The following is an 18921-nucleotide window of genomic DNA, read 5'->3' as shown; positions in this document are numbered from 1 at the left end:
TCGTGACGCATTTATAACCATAACGATGGAGCGGGTATGAAAAAGTTAACAGTGGCGGCATTGGCAGTAAGTACTCTTCTCTCTGGCAGCGTTTATGCGCATGAAGCTGGCGAGTTCTTCATTCGCGCCGGTTCGGCGACGGTAAGACCGACGGAAGGCGCGGACGGTACCTTAGGCCATTTAGGCGGCTTCAACGTCAGTAACGACACGCAGTTGGGTCTGACATTCACTTACATGGCGACCGATAACATCGGTGTTGAACTGCTGGCGGCAACGCCATTCCGCCATAAAGTGGGTACACAGATGACCGGTGATATCGCCACCGTTCACCATCTGCCGCCAACCCTGATGGCGCAGTGGTATTTCGGTGACTCCAGCAGCAAACTGCGTCCGTATGTGGGTGTTGGGGTAAACTACACGACCTTCTTTAATACTGATGTTAATAAGAATGGTGAAGAGACCGGCGTGTCTGATTTGAGTCTTAAAGACTCCTGGGGTGCAGCCGGTCAGGTCGGGATGGACTATCTGATCAACCGTGACTGGCTGATTAACATGTCAGTCTGGTATATGGATATCGATACCACCGCAGACTACAAACTCGGTGGCGTTAAGCAGCATGACGATATCCGCCTCGATCCGTGGGTATTTATGTTCTCGGCGGGCTACCGTTTCTAAAAAACGGTCACAACAGGTAAAAGCGGGCGTCTTTAGCCCGCTTTTTTTATGCGCCGCGTACAGACCTGCTATCTTTTCTGATAGGCATGCACTGTAAGTATCGCATCATGAAATTAACGCCATTTTTGCTGGAACAAAAAATCGCGATGCCTGAGTAACTGCCATGCGGGTTATCTGACAGAAGGGGTGATTAGCCGCTATGACCTGTACTGCACAGGTAAAATCGAATACCGTAGTGTTAACAGCGTGTTGATGCCCAGGGTGCCTTGGTGAAAATTGTGCAGGACAGTTTAAGAAACAGACAGGCACTGATTATTTCAGCGTTGATCACGCTGCTTTTTACGTCGCTTTTTCTGTTTATTATCTATGAACAGCGGCTGGCGGCGGTCAATGAAGGGATGAACCGCCTGCAAACGCGGATGCTCGATATCTTTAATGATAATGAAATGATCGCGGATGCCACCGGTGTACGCTACCGGCAGATTAAAACCGCAGGCCAGTGCGGCGAGATGTCGCAATTTATTCCCCGCGGGGACGCCTGGGGTATTAACGCCGACAGCAAACGCATTCACTCCGCGTCGGGAGCGATGGTGGCGCGTGAGCCGACGGTCAACGCGCTGTGCATGTTCGCCGCCGCTGAGTTTATTCGCAGCAGGGTGAATGCGCTCAATCCCGGTAATTTCGATGCCCATCGTTATATTATTGCCGAGGATGCGAGCTATTTTTACTGGTTTACGCCTGCTGATGCTAAAGCGTTTGATTATCACACATCGAAGATGGCGCGAAATATTTCCCGCTTCTTTCGACCTCCCGTCGATTTTTATACCCGTCTGCTCGAAAAGAGCGTCAAAACGAAAGCATTGAGCTCCACGGATTTTTATGACGATAAAATCACGGGGGATAAAGCCTTTAGCGTCGTGAGCTATATTTACGACCTCTCCGGTAATGAGATTTCCGATCATATTGTGGGTTATCTGGTTTACGATCATGCGAAGCCGGAGCTTCAGGAGGCATTACGCGACGCCTTTGATGGACAGGTGCCGCACGGGCTAAACGTTTCGCTGGTGAATACCCTGAATCAGCAATCACTTTGTCTGAGGGGGGAGTGTAAGCATCGCCCGGAAATCGCCTTCAAGGTGCTCTCCGAAAAGTATGTCATTCACTACGCCATCTCGCTCAGCGGGTTTGCGATGCACGACACTCAGGCGGGGCTGCTGATTTTAATGGCGCCGTTCTTCTTTGTACTGATCATGATGGGGCTGAAATCCTGGTTGAATGAGAGCGATCTGAAAATCTACATCGACTCGTTGACGGGTTGCTTCAACCGTAAAATTCTCGACATCATTAAGCGGCGTGATCTCTCGAACAGTTCGGTGGTGCTGGTTGATTGCAACAAATTCAAAGCGATTAACGATACCTGGGGGCACGTCGCGGGCGACAGAGCGTTGCAGATTATCGCTAACCGAATGTTGTCCAACACCCGTACCAGTGACGATCTGGTGATTCGTACCGGTGGGGATGAATTTGTGATCGTGCTGTATCGCGCGAAAATGGCCGATGCGGTGGCTATCGCAGAACGCATTGCCAGCCAAATCAATGAGTATCAGTTTATCGTGCAGGATACACCGGTCCCGCTTTCCATTTCCTGGGGCGCAGCCGAAGTCACTGAAGGGATTGATGATGCCATTCAGTTTGCGGATGGCGAGATGTACAAAATGAAGCAAACGAGAGGATAAGACCGCCAGCGAGAGTCTGGCGGTCCAGGTGAATTACCGGCGAGTGGCGGCTTTTAACGCGCTGACGAATGCCTTCAGCTCGGTGAGCATCTGCTCAGGCTGGTCGGCGTTCTTTTCAATGATTTTGACGATCGCCGAACCAGAGATCGCGCCAGCGGCACCGGCATCAATGGCAGCGGAAACCTGGTCCGGCGCCGAAATGCCAAAACCCTGTAAAGACGGCGCCGCATTGTACTCTTTCAGCTTCTCTACCAGATGATGCAGCGGCAGCGCGGCGCGGTTTTCTGCGCCTGTCACGCCTGCCCGTGACAGCAGATAGGTATAACCCCGGCCATGGGAAGCAATCTGGCGCAGCAGGTCATCATCGGCATTCGGCGGACAGATGAAGATCGGCGCAACGTTGTGGCGCAGCGCGGCCTGGCGGAATGGCGCAGACTCTTCAATCGGTACGTCGGCGACCAGCACGGAGTCGACGCCGACTTTTTCGCACTGCGCATAAAACGCGTCAATGCCCTTGCTGAACACCAGGTTCGCGTACATCAGCAAACCAACTGGAATGGTGGGGTGTTTTTCGCGGATGGCTGCCAGCATCTCAAAACAGCGGGTTGGCGTCACGCCCGCAGCAAACGCGCGCAGCGTGGCACTCTGAATGGTCGGGCCATCGGCGAGCGGATCGGAGAAGGGGATCCCTAACTCCAGCGCATCCGCACCCGCCTCAACCAGGGCATCGATAATTTTCAGTGACTGCTCAACGCCCGGGTCGCCGAGGGTGACGAAGGGAACAAAGGCACCTTCCTTGCGATCGTTCAGTTGTGCAAACAGGCTTTCATAGCGTTCCATCAGATTTCCCCTCGCGCTTTCAGAATATCGTGTACCGTGAAAATGTCTTTGTCACCGCGCCCGGACAGGTTAACCACCAGCAGTTGCTCTTTTTCCGGGTTCTCGCGCATCATTTTCAGCGCGTGGGCCAGGGCGTGTGACGACTCGAGCGCCGGAATAATGCCTTCGTGCAGACAGAGTGTTTTAAACGCTTCCAGCGCTTCGTCATCGGTGATCGACACGTAGTCGGCGCGGCCGATGCTGTTCAGATACGCATGCTGTGGTCCAACGGACGGGAAGTCGAGACCCGCAGAGATGGAGTAGGATTCCTCGATCTGGCCCTCATCGGTCTGCATCATCGGCGCTTTCATGCCGAAATAGATCCCGACGCGACCGTGCTTCAGCGGCGCGCCGTGTTCACCGGTTTCAATTCCGTGACCGCCCGGCTCCACGCCAATCAGTCCCACGTCAGGTTCATTGATGAAATCGGCAAACATCCCGATGGCGTTGGAACCGCCGCCCACGCAGGCGATTACCGCATCCGGCAGACGCCCCTCTTTTTCGAGGATCTGCGCTTTGGTCTCTTCGCCAATCATGCGCTGGAATTCACGCACGATGGTCGGGAACGGGTGCGGACCCGCGGCGGTGCCGAGCATGTAGTGTGCGGTTTCATAACTGCCGGACCAGTCGCGCAGCGCCTCGTTACAGGCATCTTTCAGCGTAGCTGAACCACTGTGTACCGGAATCACTTCGGCACCCATCAGGCGCATGCGGAAGACGTTCGGCGACTGGCGCTCAACGTCTTTTGCTCCCATGTAGATACGGCATTTCAGGCCGAGCAGGGCGCTGGCGAGGGCTGAGGCCACGCCGTGCTGTCCCGCGCCGGTTTCGGCAATAATCTCGGTTTTACCCATGCGTTTGGCCAGTAACGCCTGACCCAACACCTGGTTGGTTTTATGGGCGCCGCCGTGCAGCAGATCTTCGCGCTTCAGGTACAGCGTGGTGCGGGTGCCGGCGGTGATGTTCTGACATTTAGTCAGCGCAGTGGGACGGCCCGCGTAGTTCTTCAGCAGGTCGGTAAACTGGGCCTGAAACTCGGGATCTTTTTGCGCACTGACGAACGCGTCTTCCAGTTGACGCAGAGCGGGCATCAGAATTTGCGGCACATACATGCCACCGAATTCACCAAAATAGGGATTGAGTAAAGTTGTCATGTCCATTTCCTTAATATGCGCGCAGTGTCTGAAATACCGAGGCCAGAAGGCGTGCATCTTTGATGCCCGGCTGTGACTCTACACCAGAATTAAAATCGAGACCGGCACAGCCGGTTTTCGCCGCGTCGACGCAGTTATCCGCGCCAAGACCGCCTGCCAGTAACACGTTATCCAGCGATTGTCCCTGCAATAACGACCAGTCAAAACGCTGACCGCTCCCGCCCTGGCCGTTATCCAGCACGTATTTGTCGACATGCTGATAATCGCGGACCGGGAGGGTGTCACCGACGCTCAGCGCTTTCCAGATCTGTACACCTTCAGGGAGCGCGGCGCGCAGGGCATCGACGTACGCCTGTTCTTCGCGGCCATGCAGTTGTACGGCTTTCAGCGAAAGCTGCGCCGCTTTTTCGCAAACATCGGCGATATCATGATTGCGGAACACGCCGACGTATTGCAGCGGGGCGGCGGACTGCACCGCGCGGGCCTGCTCATCGCTGACAAAGCGCGGAGACGAAGGGACAAAGATCAGTCCACCATAAATTGCGCCAGATTCGCAGGCGGCTTTGGCATCTTCCGGACGCGTCAGGCCGCAGACCTTATTTTCGCCAAGCAGAACGCGACGTACGGCGGCGTTGAGATCATCATGCGCCATGAGCGCAGAACCAATCAGAAAACCATTGGCAAAGTGGCTCAGCTCACGAACCTGAGCGTAGGTATTGACCCCCGACTCGCTGATCACCGTCACGCCCTGACCCAGTTTCGGTGCCAGTTGACGGGTACGATTCAAATCAATCGACAGGTCGCGCAGGTCGCGGTTGTTAATCCCAACCACTTTTGCGCCGAGCGCGATGGCGCGTTCCAGTTCGGCCTCATTACTGACTTCCGTCAGCACGCCCATTTTCAGGCTGTGTGCTACGGTAGAGAGCTGGCGATACTGCTCGTCGTCGAGAACGGAAAGCATCAGCAGGCAGGCGTCCGCCTGATAGTGGCGCGCCAGATAGATCTGGTAAGGGTCGATAATAAAGTCCTTACACAGAATCGGCTGCGGGGCGATGCTGCTCACGATTGGCAAGAAATCGAAACTGCCCTGGAAATACTTCTCGTCGGTCAGAACGGAAATGGCGGAGGCGTAATGTTTGTACACCCCGGCAATCCGCGCCGGGTCGAAATCATCGCGGATAACGCCTTTGGACGGAGAGGCTTTCTTACACTCCAGAATAAAAGCCGTACGCGCGCCCTGTAAGGCATCATAAAAATGACGCGTGCTGGGCTGGACATCGTTCTGAAAACTGGCCAACGGTTGCTGCTGTTTGCGGGTTTCCACCCAAATCGCCTTGTCTGCGACGATTTTCGCTAAAACGGTTTGCATCATTTATCCTCTTGCCGCCAGAGCGGTGACTCGGTCATAAGCGGAACCACTGCGTAATACCTCGAGAACGGTTTGCGCATTAGCCTTGAGATCTTCTTCACCATGCAGTCGCATCAACATTGCGACGTTTGCGGCAACGGCAGCCTCGTGGGCGGCGTCACCTTTACCTTGTAGTAAGCGTGTCAGAATGTCACGGTTTTCTTCCGGCGTGCCGCCTGCCAGTTGTTCCTGATGGTAAGGGGTCAGGCCGAAGTCGTCCGCCGTCAGTTGATAGCTTTTGATCTCGCCGTCATGCAGCTCCGCCACAATAGTTGGCGCATGCAGGGAGACTTCATCCATTCCGCCGCTGTGCACGACCGCAGCGCGCTGATACCCCAGCACCCGCAGAGTTTCGGCAATCGGCAGAACCAGTTCAGGGCTGTAGACGCCAATCAGCGCCAGCGGTGGGTGCGCCGGGTTAATCAACGGCCCCAGCACGTTGAACAGCGTACGTGTTTTCAACTGCTGGCGTACCGGCATCGCGTGGCGGAAACCGGTGTGGTATTTCGGTGCAAACAGGAAGCAGACGCCCAGGTCGTCCAGCGCCTGACGCGATTTGTCGGCATTCATATCGAGATTGATACCGAAGGCGGCCAGCAGGTCCGACGAACCGGATTTACTGGAGACGCTGCGGTTGCCGTGTTTAGCCACCTTCAGGCCGCACGCCGCCGCAACAAAGGCGCTGGCGGTTGAAATATTAATGCTGTTGCTGCCGTCACCGCCGGTACCGACGATATCGGCGAACAGATAGTCAGGGCGTGGGAACGGTGCGGCGTTTTCCAGTAGGGCGGTTGCCGCACCGGCAATCTCATTCGGATGCTCGCCGCGGATCTTCATGCTGACCAGGGCGGCAGCCAGCTGTTCCGGCTTCAGTTCACCGCGTACCACGGCGGAGAATAGCTGATGGCTTTCCTGCTGACTCAGGGTTTGCGCCTGATACAGTTTTTCGAGGATCGGTTGCAGTGTATTCGCTGGTTCCAGCTTCTGCTGCGCCCAGGCCAGCGTCTGCTCGAGCAGACGCGCGCCCTGAGTGGTCAGAATGGACTCCGGGTGGAACTGTAAGCCGCAAACGCGATCGGCGTCGTGGCGTACCGCCATCACCATGCCGTTGAAATGGGCATTAATGGTCAGTCCTGCGGGAACGTTGCTGCCAATCAGTGAATGATAGCGCGCAACCGGCAGCGGATTCGTCAGACCGGCAAACATCGCCTGTCCGTCGTGTTCAATGCTGGACGCTTTACCGTGCAGGATCTCGCCGGCCTGGCCGACGTAGCCGCCGTAGGCTTCAACAATCGCCTGATGGCCCAGGCAGATGCCGATAATCGGCAGCTTTCCGCGCAGGCGCGTCAGCAGTTCCGGCATACAGCCTGCTTCACTGGGTACGCCTGGGCCGGGAGAAAGTACCAGAACCGGGTTCTTCATGGTTGCCAGACGCTCAATCAGGGTCTGAGCCGGAATATGGTTACGGTAAATCACCACGTTGTGACCATTGGTACGCAGCTGATCTGCCAGGTTATAGGTAAATGAGTCGATGTTATCGAGCAGCAGAATATCAGCCATCAGAAAGTCTCCTGTGCGTGGTGCGCGGTGGCAATGGCACGCAGGACCGCGCGCGCTTTATTACGGGTTTCGTCGGCTTCTGACTGGGGAACAGAATCGAGCACAATACCGGCACCGGCCTGGACGGTGGCGATACCGTCTTCCACCAGCGCAGAACGGATAACAATGCAGGTATCCAGATCGCCGTGCGCGGTGAAGTAACCGACTGCGCCACCGTAGCTGCCGCGTCGGCGGCCTTCGGCTTCGGCAATCAGTTGCATTGCCCGCACTTTCGGCGCACCGCTGAGCGTGCCCATGTTCATGCAGGCGCGGTAGGCGTGCAGTACATCGAGATCGCTGCGCAGTTCGCCGACCACGCGGGAGACCAGGTGCATGACGTAAGAATAACGGTCAACCTTGGTCAGGTCAGCCACGTAGCGACTGCCCGGCGTACAGATGCGGGCGAGATCGTTACGCGCCAGGTCAACCAGCATCAGGTGTTCGGAAAGCTCTTTATGATCGGTGCGCATCTCCAGTTCAATACGGCTGTCGAGGTCGCGATCAAGGGAACCGTCGGCGCGACGACCACGAGGGCGCGTGCCGGCAATCGGGTAGATTTCAATCTGACGGCTGGTGGAATCGTATTTCAGCGAGCTTTCCGGTGACGCGCCAAATAAGGTGAAATCGTTGTCCTGCATAAAAAACATGTACGGGCTGGGATTACTTTTCTTCAGCACATAATAGGCCGCCAGCGGCGACGGGCAGGGCAGAGAGAAACGACGCGATGGGACCACCTGGAAAATTTCCCCGGCACGAATCGCTTTTTGCATCGAGCGCACCACTGCGCCAAACTCTTCATCGCTCTGATTGCACTCGCAGCGCATCTGCGGCACCGGAATGACCGGCAGCGGCGGCGCAGGTTCCGTCAGTTGCTGGCTCAGATGGGCCAGTCGCGCGGTGAGGCGCTGTTTTTCAGCGTCGTTATCGCTGAACAGACTGGCCTGAATGCGGGTGCTTTGTTTCTGATGGTCAATAACCATCAGCGTTTCTGCCAGATAGAAACAGTAGTCCGGGCAGCGGTTGCCTGCCTCAAGCTGCGGTAAATCTTCAAAACCGGCAACCAGATCGTAAGCAAACAGACCGCCGAAGAACATGGCTTCACGCTCCTGCGCCGGGACGTTGACCAGTTCCTGCAGCAGGCGGAAGGCGTCAAATACAGAGAGTGCGCACAGACGCGCGTCCTCGTCTAATAACGGGCTGACCGGTGGAAAACGCAGCACGCGGCCCCCGTCCTGATGTTCATTCTCAACGCCTGCAGGCAGCGCCGCATCCAGCAGTGTCAGCAGTGCGGTGCCGTTATCCGTTAAAGCCTGAATGGTGACAGTGTCACCGATAGCGGTAATGCGCAGCGCGCTATCCACCAGCAACAGGCTTTTGAGATCGTCTTTACTGTCGATATCCGCCGATTCCAGCAGCAGCGTTGCTGGACGGTCACCGCAAACCTGATGGAACAACTCCGTCGGGTTCTTACGATAGGCGGCATCGCAGGTAATGAGTTCGAGTGTCGGTTTTGATGTCTGCATGGTTGTTCTCATTAATTTTGTTCAAAAAAAAGCCCGCTCTGTTGGCGGGCCGGGTATCTGGTGGCGATCTACACGCGAAATACACTGCCCGAAATCAGGAAGTGCGCCACCCACCGTGCAGAACAAATGTTGCTTTCATGTCGATACCCTTTTGCTTGTGAACTTTCGTACTAGTTAACTAGTTCGATGGGTTATTGTCAACACCTGATTTCAGTAAATTTGCCGGAACCGTTATGATGCGCAGGAAAGACTATTTTTGAGAGACGGGAGTTCGCCTTGAGCGACACGAATTATGCAGTGATTTATGACCTGCACAGTCACACAACGGCATCTGATGGACGACTGACGCCAGAAGCGTTAGTTCACCGGGCCGTCGAGATGCGCGTAGGCACGCTGGCGATTACCGACCATGACACCACAGCCGCGATTCCCGCGGCAAGCGAAGAAATTTCACGTTCTGGCCTCGCACTGAACCTGATCCCAGGCGTTGAGATCTCGACGGTCTGGGAGAATCACGAAATTCATATCGTGGGTCTGAACATCGACATTGAAAATCCGGCGATGCGCACGTTTTTAGCGCAACAGGCGGAACGACGGCAGCAGCGCGCGCGACTCATCGCCGACCGACTGGAAAAAGCGCATATCGCTGGCGCATGGGAAGGCGCATTGCGCCTGGCCGACGGCGGTGTGGTGACCCGCGGTCATTTTGCCCGTTACCTGGTGGAGTGTGGCAAAGCGACCACCCTGGCGGATGTCTTTAAAAAGTATCTTGCGCGCGGGAAAACAGGATACGTTCCGCCACAGTGGTGTACAATAGAACAAGCTATTGATGTCATTCATCATTCTGGCGGTAAGGCGGTACTTGCTCATCCAGGCCGGTATGACCTTAGCGCTAAGTGGCTGAAAAGGCTGGTGGCGTATTTTGCGCAACATCGCGGTGATGCGATGGAAGTCGCACAGTGCCAGCAGTCTCCCAATGAGCGCACGCAACTGGCCACGCTTGCCCGCCAGCATCAGCTATGGGCATCGCAGGGATCTGATTTTCATCAGCCTTGTCCGTGGATCGAGTTGGGCCGCAAGCTCTGGCTGCCGGCAGGCGTTGAAGGCGTCTGGCAGACGTGGGAGCAGCCGCAGAACACCACAGTGAGGGAAGTATGAGCCAGTTTTTTTATATTCATCCTGATAACCCACAGCAGCGCCTGATCAACCAGGCGGTCGAGATTGTGCGTAAGGGTGGGGTGATTGTGTATCCAACCGATTCCGGTTATGCGCTCGGTTGTAAAATTGAAGACAAAGGCGCGATGGAGCGGATTTGCCGCATTCGCCAATTGCCGGATGGGCACAACTTCACTCTGATGTGTCGCGACCTGTCCGAGCTGTCGACCTATTCGTTTGTCGACAACGTGGCTTTTCGCCTGATCAAGAACAATACGCCGGGCAACTACACCTTCATTCTGAAAGGAACAAAAGAGGTGCCGCGTCGGTTGTTGCAGGAAAAACGTAAGACCATCGGTCTGCGCGTGCCGTCGAACCCGATCGCCCTCGAGCTGTTGCAGACGCTGGGCGAGCCGATGCTCTCCACCTCGCTGATGTTACCAGGTAGTGAATTTACCGAGTCCGATCCGGAAGAAATTAAAGACCGACTGGAAAAGCAGGTGGACCTGATTATTCACGGCGGTTATCTGGGCCAGCAGCCGACGACGGTTATTGATTTAACCGATGATTCCCCGGTTGTCTTGCGCGAAGGCGTCGGAGACGTTAAACCTTTCTTATAAGGGCGCAACTCTGTATACTACGCGGCCTTAAAATGGCGCTGAGAAGCGCCGTTGATTCTCCTGTTCGACGCCTGTGAAGGCGACAGCTAAAGGAAGCTCTATGAGCGAAAAGTTACAAAAAGTGCTGGCGCGCGCTGGCCACGGCTCCCGCCGTGAAATTGAATCCATCATTGCTGCAGGTCGCGTCAGTGTCGACGGCAAAATCGCCACGCTTGGCGATCGCGTTGAAGTGACGCCTGGTCTGAAAATTCGTATCGACGGTCACCTGATTTCGGTGAAAGAGTCGGCGGAACAAATTTGTCGCGTTCTGGCCTATTACAAGCCGGAAGGCGAACTGTGTACGCGTAACGATCCGGAAGGTCGTCCAACGGTCTTCGATCGCTTACCGAAACTACGCGGCGCGCGCTGGATTGCGGTAGGGCGTCTGGACGTCAATACCTGCGGTCTGCTGTTGTTCACCACCGATGGTGAACTGGCGAACCGTTTGATGCACCCGAGCCGTGAAGTTGAGCGCGAATACGCGGTGCGCGTTTTTGGCGAGGTTGACGACGCTAAACTGCGCGATCTGAGCCGTGGCGTGCAACTGGAAGACGGCCCGGCGGCGTTCAAAACCATCAAGTTCAGCGGTGGCGAAGGGATCAACCAGTGGTACAACGTCACCCTGACAGAAGGGCGCAACCGTGAAGTGCGTCGCCTTTGGGAAGCCGTTGGCGTGCAGGTAAGCCGTCTGATCCGCGTGCGCTATGGTGATATTCCACTGCCGAAAGGCCTGCCGCGCGGCGGCTGGACGGAACTGGATCTCGCCCAGACCAACTATCTGCGAGAACTGGTGGAACTGGAGCCGGAAACCACCTCGAAAGTGGCGGTGGAGAAAGATCGTCGTCGCATGAAGGCGAATCAGATTCGTCGTGCGGTGAAACGCCACAGCCAGGTGAGCGGTGGCCGTCGTGCTGGCGGTCGTAATAACAACGGTTAATCCGCAGACCCGCAATGCAAAAAAGGCCCCGAGGGGCCTTTTTTAATAATCAATACCCATCTGGGCTTTGACCCCTGCTTCAAAGGCATGTTTGACCGGACGCAGTTCACTGACGGTATCGGCCAGCTCAAGAATATCCCGATGGCAGCCACGACCGGTGATGATCACCGTCTGATGATGCGGGCGCGCATTCAGGGCGCTAATCACCTCTTCAAGTGGCAGATAGTCGTATGCCACCATATACGTCAACTCGTCCAGCACCACCATGTCCAGTTGCGGATCGGCAAGCATCCGTTTTCCGTGCTCCCACACCGCCAGACAGGCCGCTGTATCGGCTTCGCGATTCTGTGTCTCCCAGGTAAACCCGGTCGCCATCACCTGAAATTCGACGCCGTGCGGTTCCAACAGGTTACGCTCGCCGTTAGGCCAGGTTCCCTTAATAAACTGCACAACGCCGACTTTTTTACCGTGTCCCACCGCGCGGGTGGCCGTGCCGAAAGCGGCGGTGGTTTTTCCTTTCCCGTTGCCGGTGAAAACAATCACGATACCGCGCTCGTCCTGCGCCTGGGCAACCCGGGCATCAACCCGGTCCTTCACGCGCTGCTGGCGTTGTTGATAGCGTTCTTCACTCATTGGGCGATTCCTGGTTTGCGGCCCGGTTGGGCGTCGAAGGTCATGCCGGTTTTGCGACGGCTGTCATCGCCCATTAGCCACAGATACAGCGGCATAATATCGGCGGGTGTTTTGAGCTTTTGCGGATCTTCCGTCGGAAAGGCGTTGGCGCGCATTCCGGTACGCGTGCCGCCCGGGTTGATGCAATTCACGCGCAGCGGGCGATTTTGATACTCGTCCGCCAGCACCTGCATCATCCCTTCGGTGGCAAATTTAGAGGCTGCGTAGGCTCCCCAGTTGGCGCGGCCCTGTTGGCCTACGCTTGAGGAGGTGAAGACTAACGATCCGGAATCTGACTTAAGCAATAAAGGAAGCAGTGCCTGGGTCAGCATAAACGTCGCATTGACGTTAACCTGCATCACCTGCTGCCAGACCTGCGGGTTTTGTTCGATCATCGGGCAGACGTCGCCCAGTAATCCGGCATTGTGTAAGACGCCGTCCAGACGCGGAAACTGTGCGGCGATGCGCTGCGCCAGGTGATGGCAATCATCAGCGGTGCAGGTTAACAGATCGAGCGTAAACCACGGTGGCTGGTGCCCCGTTTGCTGGGCAATCATGTCGGCGACGTGGCGCAATTTCTCATCATTACGGCCAAGCAAAATCACGCTGGCGCCGTAGCGGGCGTAGGTCAGGGCTGCTTCGCGGCCAATGCCATCGCTGGCACCAGTCACCAGAATAATGCGATTGTGCAGAAGGTCTTGTTTCGGTTGATAATGCACGGGGACTCCTCGGCGACATGCCTGGTCGCTCTGCTTCTCGTTGGTGTGTCGGGTTTATGCCTGAAACTGGACCCAATTTCAATCAGCCAACGGCGATAACGCCCTAAAATGAACACTTTGTCATACTTTTGTCCATCCGCATATCCTGCAAGACGACGCATGATGCCTGATGTACACTGAGCCGACGCTAAGTTGTTTAACCAAGGTGGGACGTGTGGAATTGTTGTCTGAATATGGGCTATTTTTAGCAAAAATTGTGACCATTGTGCTGGCTATTGCGGCGATTGCCATCATTATCGTGAATGTTGCCCAACGTAAGCGCCAGCGCGGCGAACTGCGGGTTACCAACCTCAGCGAACAATATAAAGAGATGAAGGATGAACTGGCGATGGCGCTGCTGGACAGCCATCAACAGAAACTCTGGCATAAAGCGCAAAAGAAAAAGCACAAGCTGGAAGCGAAAGCCGCCAAAGTCAAAGCCAAACAGGGCGACAGCGGCACGTCGGATAAGCCGCGCGTCTGGGTGCTGGATTTTAAAGGCAGCATGGATGCCCACGAAGTCAGTTCGCTGCGTGAAGAGGTGACGGCTGTTCTGGCGGTGGTGAAACCGCAGGACCAGGTGGTGGTGCGACTGGAAAGCCCTGGCGGCGTTGTCCACGGCTATGGTCTCGCCGCATCACAACTGCAACGCTTACGTGACAAGAAAATCCCGCTGACCGTGACGGTGGATAAGGTCGCGGCAAGCGGCGGTTACATGATGGCCTGCGTGGCGGACAAAATTGTCTCCGCCCCCTTTGCGATTGTCGGCTCAATTGGCGTGGTCGCGCAGATCCCCAACTTCAACCGCTTCCTGAAAGGAAAGGATATCGATATCGAGTTGCATACCGCCGGACAGTACAAGCGGACGCTGACGCTGTTGGGTGAGAACACCGAAGAAGGGCGGCAGAAATTTCGTGAGGATTTGAACGAAACCCATCTGCTGTTCAAAGATTTTGTCCATCGTATGCGTCCGACTCTGGACATTGAGCAGGTCGCCACCGGCGAACACTGGTATGGACAGCAGGCGCTGGACAAAGGACTTATTGATGAGATAAATACCAGCGACGAAGTGATCCTGGGGTTGATGGAAGGACGAGAGGTGCTGAACGTTCGTTATCTGCAGCGTAAGAAACTGGTGGATCGGGTGACGGGCAGTGCCGCTGAAAGTGCCGACCGCTTGCTGCTGCGCTGGTGGCAGCGCGGACAAAAACCGCTGATGTAAATGTAAAAAGCCGTATTAACGAAAAACGCGAGGCACTCAGGCCTCGCGTTTTTGCTTTAATCGATCAGGTGATACTTTTCAGAAAGTACATGCGCCAAATGTTTAAACATATTGAACACGGCGGTGCTCTTTGGCGTCGGCAAACCTTGCTCGTCTAAAAAGTAATCCCCACTGAAGATCAACACCCCATTTCGCTGGGTGACACCGGTGGCAACAATACCGGCCAGCGTATCCTCATGCTCACGAATGATTTTGTTGGCTTCAATCAACAGTGTTTCGCGATCGATAGGTTGTGTCTCTTTGCGCATTTTTTACTCCTTAAACAAGGACATTAGTCTACGCCGACCGACTCTTTTGGGCAAATATTCCCTGAGCGCGATCAGGGGGTTGTCAACCTTTGCTGACTGGCAGTATTTGGTTTTGCATGCTAATAAAGTTGCGTAACGAATTTTATCAGGTACAGTGTGACGCTTTCGTCAACCAGGCAACAGATTTGCTTGACATTCGACCGAAATTCCGTCGTGCTATAGCGCCTCGGTGCGAAAAAACCTGTTAACTCAGTCACCTGGCTATTTAGTGTACAGAGTCAGTACAAGGGGTTGATATCCGCAGACGCAGGGACCATATCCGTGGCTCGTCGCCAGTGGATGGTGTATCAATGTGCGACGCATTCCTGGAAGAATCAAATTAGGTAAAGGTGAATATGGGTAAAGCTCTTGTCATCGTTGAGTCCCCGGCAAAAGCCAAAACGATCAACAAGTATCTGGGTAATGACTACGTGGTTAAGTCCAGCGTCGGTCATATCCGTGATTTGCCGACCAGTGGCTCAGCAGCAAAAAAGAGCGCCGACTCTACCTCCACCAAAACGGCTAAAAAGCCCAAAAAGGATGAACGTGGCGCGCTCGTCAACCGTATGGGTGTTGACCCGTGGCACAACTGGGACGCGCACTATGAGGTGCTGCCCGGTAAAGAGAAGGTCGTCTCTGAACTGAAACAACTGGCTGAAAAAGCCGACCACATCTATCTCGCAACCGACCTTGACCGCGAAGGGGAAGCCATTGCATGGCACCTGCGGGAAGTGATCGGCGGTGATGACTCGCGTTACAGTCGCGTGGTGTTTAACGAAATTACGAAGAATGCGATTCGTCAGGCGTTTGAAAAGCCGGGCGAACTGAACATTGATCGAGTAAACGCTCAACAGGCGCGTCGCTTTATGGACCGCGTGGTGGGCTATATGGTCTCGCCGCTGTTGTGGAAGAAGATTGCCCGCGGCCTGTCAGCCGGTCGCGTACAGTCCGTGGCGGTACGTCTGGTCGTTGAGCGTGAACGTGAAATTAAAGCGTTTGTTCCGGAAGAGTTCTGGGAAATTGACGCTAATACCACCACGCCTTCCGGCGATGCGCTGCCCTTGCAGGTAACCCACCAGAACGATAAGCCGTTCCGTCCGGTGAATCGCGAGCAGACGCTTGCGGCGGTGAGTCTGCTGGAGAAAGCGCGCTACAGCGTTCTGGAACGTGAAGACAAACCGACCAGCAGCAAGCCGGGCGCGCCGTTTATCACCTCCACGCTGCAACAGGCGGCCAGTACACGTCTCGGTTTTGGTGTGAAAAAAACCATGATGATGGCGCAGCGTCTGTACGAAGCGGGCTACATCACCTATATGCGTACTGACTCAACCAACCTGAGTCAGGATGCCGTCAACATGGTGCGTGACTATATTGGCGATAATTTTGGCAAAAAATATCTGCCGGAAAGTCCGAATCAGTACGCCAGCAAAGAAAACTCACAGGAAGCGCACGAAGCGATTCGTCCTTCTGATGTCTCCGTGCTGGCGGAAACGCTGAAGGATATGGAAGCCGATGCGCAGAAACTGTATCAGCTGATCTGGCGTCAGTTTGTTGCCTGTCAGATGACACCTGCGCAGTACGACTCCACCACGCTGACCGTTGGCGCGGGTGATTTCCGTCTGAAGGCGCGTGGTCGTATTCTGCGCTTCGACGGCTGGACAAAAGTGATGCCAGCGCTGCGTAAAGGTGACGAAGACCGGACGCTGCCGGCAGTCAATAAAGGCGATGCCTTGTCTCTGGTTGAACTGACCCCGGCTCAGCACTTCACCAAACCACCGGCGCGCTTCAGCGAAGCCTCGCTGGTGAAAGAGCTGGAAAAACGCGGAATTGGCCGTCCGTCGACCTATGCGTCGATCATTTCGACCATTCAGGACAGGGGCTATGTGCGCGTGGAAAACCGTCGCTTCTATGCGGAAAAAATGGGTGAGATTGTCACCGACCGCCTGGAAGAGAATTTCCGCGAACTGATGAACTACGATTTCACCGCGCAGATGGAAAACAGCCTCGACCAGGTCGCGAATCACGAAACCGAATGGAAAGGTGTGCTCGACAACTTCTTCAGTGATTTTACTCAGCAACTGGACAAAGCTGAGAAGGATCCGGAAGAGGGGGGAATGCGTCCGAACCAGATGGTGCTGACCAGCATCGACTGCCCAACCTGCGGACGCAAAATGGGGATTCGTACCGCCAGTACTGGCGTGTTCCTCGGCTGCTCCGGTTATGCGCTGTCGCCGAAAGAGCGCTGCAAGACCACCATTAACCTGGTACCGGAAAACGAAGTCCTGAACGTGCTGGAAGGTGATGACGCGGAAACTAACGCCCTGCGCGCCAAACGTCGTTGTCAGAAGTGCGGCACGGCGATGGACAGCTACTTGATCGATCCGAAACGTAAGCTACACGTCTGTGGTAATAACCCGACCTGCGACGGCTACGAGATCGAAGAGGGCGAATTCCGTATCAAAGGGTATGACGGTCCGATCGTCGAGTGCGAAAAATGTGGTTCTGAGATGCACCTGAAGATGGGGCGTTTCGGTAAGTACATGGCCTGTACCAACGACGAGTGTAAAAACACCCGTAAGATCCTGCGTAACGGTGACGTTGCGCCGCCGAAAGAAGACCCGGTTCCGCTACCAGAGTTGCCGTGTGAAAAATCGGATGCGTATTTCGTGCTGCGTGATGGCGCTGCCGGGGTCTTCCTGGCCGCTAATACCTTCCCGAAATCCCGTGAAACGCGCGCGCCGCTGGTGGAAGAGTTGTTCCGCTTCCGTGACCGCCTGCCGGAGAAACTGCGTTATCTGGCCGATGCGCCGCAGCAGGATCCAGAGGGTAATAAAACGCTGGTGCGTTTTAGCCGTAAAACCAAACAGCAGTATGTTGCCGCTGAAAAAGACGGGAAAGCGACCGGCTGGTCTGCCTTCTTTGTTGATGGTAAATGGGTCGAAGGCAAGAAGTAACTGCCCACGGTTCAGTCGTTGTGAAGAGGGTCGCGTAAGCGGCCCTTTTTTTGTTTTTATAGCGGGCTTATTATTTTTTATTCACCGCTATACAGCCCGGCTATTAATGATATAGTGGTTATAGTTAATGACTTTTTTATTATTAAATCGTATTAGCAGCGCATCCCTGTCTGCTCTGAAACGATGGCCTGATAGCGCTAATCTGGATGGTTTAACATGAAATTACAGCAGCTTCGCTACATTGTTGAGGTGGTGAATCACAACCTTAACGTCTCCTCCACTGCGGAAGGACTTTATACCTCACAACCGGGTATCAGTAAGCAGGTCCGCATGCTGGAAGATGAACTTGGCATCCAGATTTTTGCCCGCAGCGGTAAGCATCTGACTCAGGTGACGCCAGCAGGCCAGGAGATTATCCGCATTGCGCGTGAAGTGCTCTCCAAAGTGGATGCAATAAAGTCGGTTGCCGGCGAGCATACCTGGCCGGATAAGGGCTCACTCTATATCGCGACGACGCATACCCAGGCACGTTATGCGCTACCGAACGTGATTAAAGGTTTTATCGAGCGCTATCCGCGCGTGTCACTGCATATGCACCAGGGGTCGCCGACGCAGATTGCTGAGGCGGTCTCGAAAGGTAATGCGGATTTTGCCATCGCCACTGAAGCGCTGCATCTGTATGACGATCTGGTGATGCTGCCATGCTACCACTGGAATCGCTCGATTGTGGTGACGCCAGAACATCCGCTGGCCAATAAAGCTTCGGTGTCTATTGAAGAACTGGCGCAGTATCCGTTGGTGACGTACACCTTTGGCTTTACCGGTCGTTCTGAACTGGATACCGCCTTTAACCGCGCGGGGCTGACGCCACGAATCGTTTTCACGGCGACTGACGCGGATGTGATCAAAACCTACGTGCGTTTAGGCTTAGGGGTAGGGGTGATTGCCAGCATGGCCGTTGATCCGCTGTCCGACCCGGATCTGGTTCGCGTGGATGCGCATGATGTCTTCAGTCACAGCACAACCAAAATCGGTTTTCGTCGCAGCACGTTCCTGCGCAGTTACATGTATGATTTCATTCAACGTTTCGCACCGCATTTGACGCGCGACGTGGTGGATACCGCCGTAGCGTTGCGCTCGAATGAAGAAATTGAAGCGATGTTTAAAGATATTAAATTACCTGAAAAGTAATCGTCACAGAAAAATGCGCGGTATCTTCTGTTCGCAGGGGATACCGAAAGTT

16 protein-coding genes and 1 other annotated feature are annotated in these 18921 nt (G+C 55.0%); of the genes, 8 read left to right on the top strand and 8 right to left on the bottom strand.

What is annotated here, in order from left to right; genetic code table 11:
* Positions 1-36 precede the first annotated feature (36 nt).
* Positions 37-675 (top strand): outer membrane protein OmpW, encoded by a 639-nt coding sequence (gene ompW, locus F384_RS08095; protein ID WP_046481033.1) that lies wholly within the window; start codon positions 37-39, stop codon positions 673-675.
* A gap of 269 nt (positions 676-944) precedes the next feature.
* A complete protein-coding gene (locus tag F384_RS08090; RefSeq protein ID WP_046481032.1) occupies positions 945-2411 on the top strand; it encodes a GGDEF domain-containing protein in 1467 nt (488 codons plus the stop codon).
* A gap of 33 nt (positions 2412-2444) precedes the next feature.
* Here F384_RS08090 and trpA read toward each other — a convergent pair whose 3' ends face one another.
* The 5 genes from trpA to trpE are packed head-to-tail and all read right to left on the bottom strand — an operon-like array spanning position 2445 to position 8974.
* Positions 2445-3251: a tryptophan synthase subunit alpha gene (gene trpA / locus F384_RS08085; RefSeq protein WP_046481031.1), complete on the bottom strand. Its 807-nt coding sequence runs from the start codon at positions 3249-3251 to the stop codon at positions 2445-2447.
* The gene (gene trpB, locus F384_RS08080; RefSeq protein ID WP_046481030.1) at positions 3251-4444 is read right to left on the bottom strand and encodes a tryptophan synthase subunit beta; all 1194 of its coding nucleotides are present in this window, start codon (positions 4442-4444) and stop codon (positions 3251-3253) included. The genes trpA and trpB overlap by 1 nt, the downstream gene beginning before the upstream one ends.
* Before the next feature lie 10 nt (positions 4445-4454).
* Positions 4455-5813 carry a bifunctional indole-3-glycerol-phosphate synthase TrpC/phosphoribosylanthranilate isomerase TrpF gene (trpCF, locus tag F384_RS08075; RefSeq protein ID WP_046497916.1) on the bottom strand — a complete coding sequence of 453 codons (1359 nt, stop codon included), beginning with the start codon at positions 5811-5813 and terminating at the stop codon, positions 4455-4457.
* Positions 5814-5816: 3 nt separating this feature from the next.
* On the bottom strand, positions 5817-7412 hold the full coding sequence (gene trpD, locus F384_RS08070; RefSeq protein WP_046481029.1) for a bifunctional anthranilate synthase glutamate amidotransferase component TrpG/anthranilate phosphoribosyltransferase TrpD: 1596 nt from the start codon (positions 7410-7412) through the stop codon (positions 5817-5819).
* Complete coding sequence (gene trpE, locus F384_RS08065; protein ID WP_046481028.1) at positions 7412-8974, bottom strand: anthranilate synthase component I; 1563 nt, start codon at positions 8972-8974, stop codon at positions 7412-7414. The genes trpD and trpE overlap by 1 nt, the downstream gene beginning before the upstream one ends.
* A 23-nt stretch (positions 8975-8997) precedes the next feature.
* Positions 8998-9092: a sequence feature (Trp leader region), on the bottom strand.
* A gap of 158 nt (positions 9093-9250) precedes the next feature.
* Here trpE and rnm point away from each other — a divergent pair.
* The 3 genes from rnm to rluB all read left to right on the top strand — a co-directional run bounded on the left by rnm (position 9251) and on the right by rluB (position 11725).
* Positions 9251-10132, top strand: coding sequence for an RNase RNM (gene rnm / locus F384_RS08060; protein WP_046481027.1), 882 nt, complete (start codon positions 9251-9253; stop codon positions 10130-10132).
* The gene (locus F384_RS08055) at positions 10129-10749 is read left to right on the top strand and encodes an L-threonylcarbamoyladenylate synthase (RefSeq protein ID WP_046481026.1); all 621 of its coding nucleotides are present in this window, start codon (positions 10129-10131) and stop codon (positions 10747-10749) included. Before rnm ends, F384_RS08055 begins: the two co-directional genes overlap by 4 nt.
* A gap of 100 nt (positions 10750-10849) precedes the next feature.
* Positions 10850-11725: a 23S rRNA pseudouridine(2605) synthase RluB gene (gene rluB, locus F384_RS08050; RefSeq protein ID WP_046481025.1), complete on the top strand. Its 876-nt coding sequence runs from the start codon at positions 10850-10852 to the stop codon at positions 11723-11725.
* A 42-nt stretch (positions 11726-11767) separates the two neighbouring features.
* Here rluB and cobO read toward each other — a convergent pair whose 3' ends face one another.
* Positions 11768-12358 (bottom strand): cob(I)yrinic acid a,c-diamide adenosyltransferase, encoded by a 591-nt coding sequence (gene cobO, locus F384_RS08045; protein WP_046481024.1) that lies wholly within the window; start codon positions 12356-12358, stop codon positions 11768-11770.
* Entirely contained in the window at positions 12355-13116 is a 762-nt protein-coding gene (locus F384_RS08040; protein ID WP_046481023.1) for a YciK family oxidoreductase, read from the bottom strand. Before F384_RS08040 ends, cobO begins: the two co-directional genes overlap by 4 nt.
* A gap of 214 nt (positions 13117-13330) precedes the next feature.
* Between F384_RS08040 and sohB the strand changes: the two genes are divergently transcribed.
* Positions 13331-14377: a protease SohB gene (sohB, locus tag F384_RS08035; RefSeq protein ID WP_046481022.1), complete on the top strand. Its 1047-nt coding sequence runs from the start codon at positions 13331-13333 to the stop codon at positions 14375-14377.
* A gap of 56 nt (positions 14378-14433) precedes the next feature.
* Here sohB and F384_RS08030 read toward each other — a convergent pair whose 3' ends face one another.
* Positions 14434-14685, bottom strand: coding sequence for a YciN family protein (locus tag F384_RS08030; protein ID WP_046481021.1), 252 nt, complete (start codon positions 14683-14685; stop codon positions 14434-14436).
* A 395-nt stretch (positions 14686-15080) separates the two neighbouring features.
* Between F384_RS08030 and topA the strand changes: the two genes are divergently transcribed.
* On the top strand, positions 15081-17678 hold the full coding sequence (gene topA, locus F384_RS08025; protein WP_046481020.1) for a type I DNA topoisomerase: 2598 nt from the start codon (positions 15081-15083) through the stop codon (positions 17676-17678).
* 216 nt (positions 17679-17894) lie between these two features.
* Positions 17895-18869, top strand: coding sequence for an HTH-type transcriptional regulator CysB (gene cysB, locus F384_RS08020; protein ID WP_046481019.1), 975 nt, complete (start codon positions 17895-17897; stop codon positions 18867-18869).
* The last annotated feature ends 52 nt before the right edge of the window (positions 18870-18921 follow it).

Origin of the sequence: Citrobacter amalonaticus Y19, assembly GCF_000981805.1 — a bacterium.
Lineage (GTDB): Bacteria > Pseudomonadota > Gammaproteobacteria > Enterobacterales > Enterobacteriaceae > Citrobacter_A > Citrobacter_A amalonaticus_C.
Note: the sequence above shows the minus strand (reverse complement) of the source record. Positions and strands in the feature narration are given on the sequence as shown.

Coding starts and splice junctions, on each gene's coding strand:
- ompW (WP_046481033.1), top strand. CDS start 37: ATGAAAAAGTTAACAGTGGCGGCATTGGCAGTAAGTACTCTTCTCTCT.
- trpA (WP_046481031.1), bottom strand. CDS start 3,251: ATGGAACGCTATGAAAGCCTGTTTGCACAACTGAACGATCGCAAGGAA.
- trpB (WP_046481030.1), bottom strand. CDS start 4,444: ATGACAACTTTACTCAATCCCTATTTTGGTGAATTCGGTGGCATGTAT.
- trpCF (WP_046497916.1), bottom strand. CDS start 5,813: ATGCAAACCGTTTTAGCGAAAATCGTCGCAGACAAGGCGATTTGGGTG.
- trpD (WP_046481029.1), bottom strand. CDS start 7,412: ATGGCTGATATTCTGCTGCTCGATAACATCGACTCATTTACCTATAAC.
- trpE (WP_046481028.1), bottom strand. CDS start 8,974: ATGCAGACATCAAAACCGACACTCGAACTCATTACCTGCGATGCCGCC.
- F384_RS08055 (WP_046481026.1), top strand. CDS start 10,129: ATGAGCCAGTTTTTTTATATTCATCCTGATAACCCACAGCAGCGCCTG.
- rluB (WP_046481025.1), top strand. CDS start 10,850: ATGAGCGAAAAGTTACAAAAAGTGCTGGCGCGCGCTGGCCACGGCTCC.
- cobO (WP_046481024.1), bottom strand. CDS start 12,358: ATGAGTGAAGAACGCTATCAACAACGCCAGCAGCGCGTGAAGGACCGG.
- F384_RS08030 (WP_046481021.1), bottom strand. CDS start 14,685: ATGCGCAAAGAGACACAACCTATCGATCGCGAAACACTGTTGATTGAA.
- topA (WP_046481020.1), top strand. CDS start 15,081: ATGGGTAAAGCTCTTGTCATCGTTGAGTCCCCGGCAAAAGCCAAAACG.
- cysB (WP_046481019.1), top strand. CDS start 17,895: ATGAAATTACAGCAGCTTCGCTACATTGTTGAGGTGGTGAATCACAAC.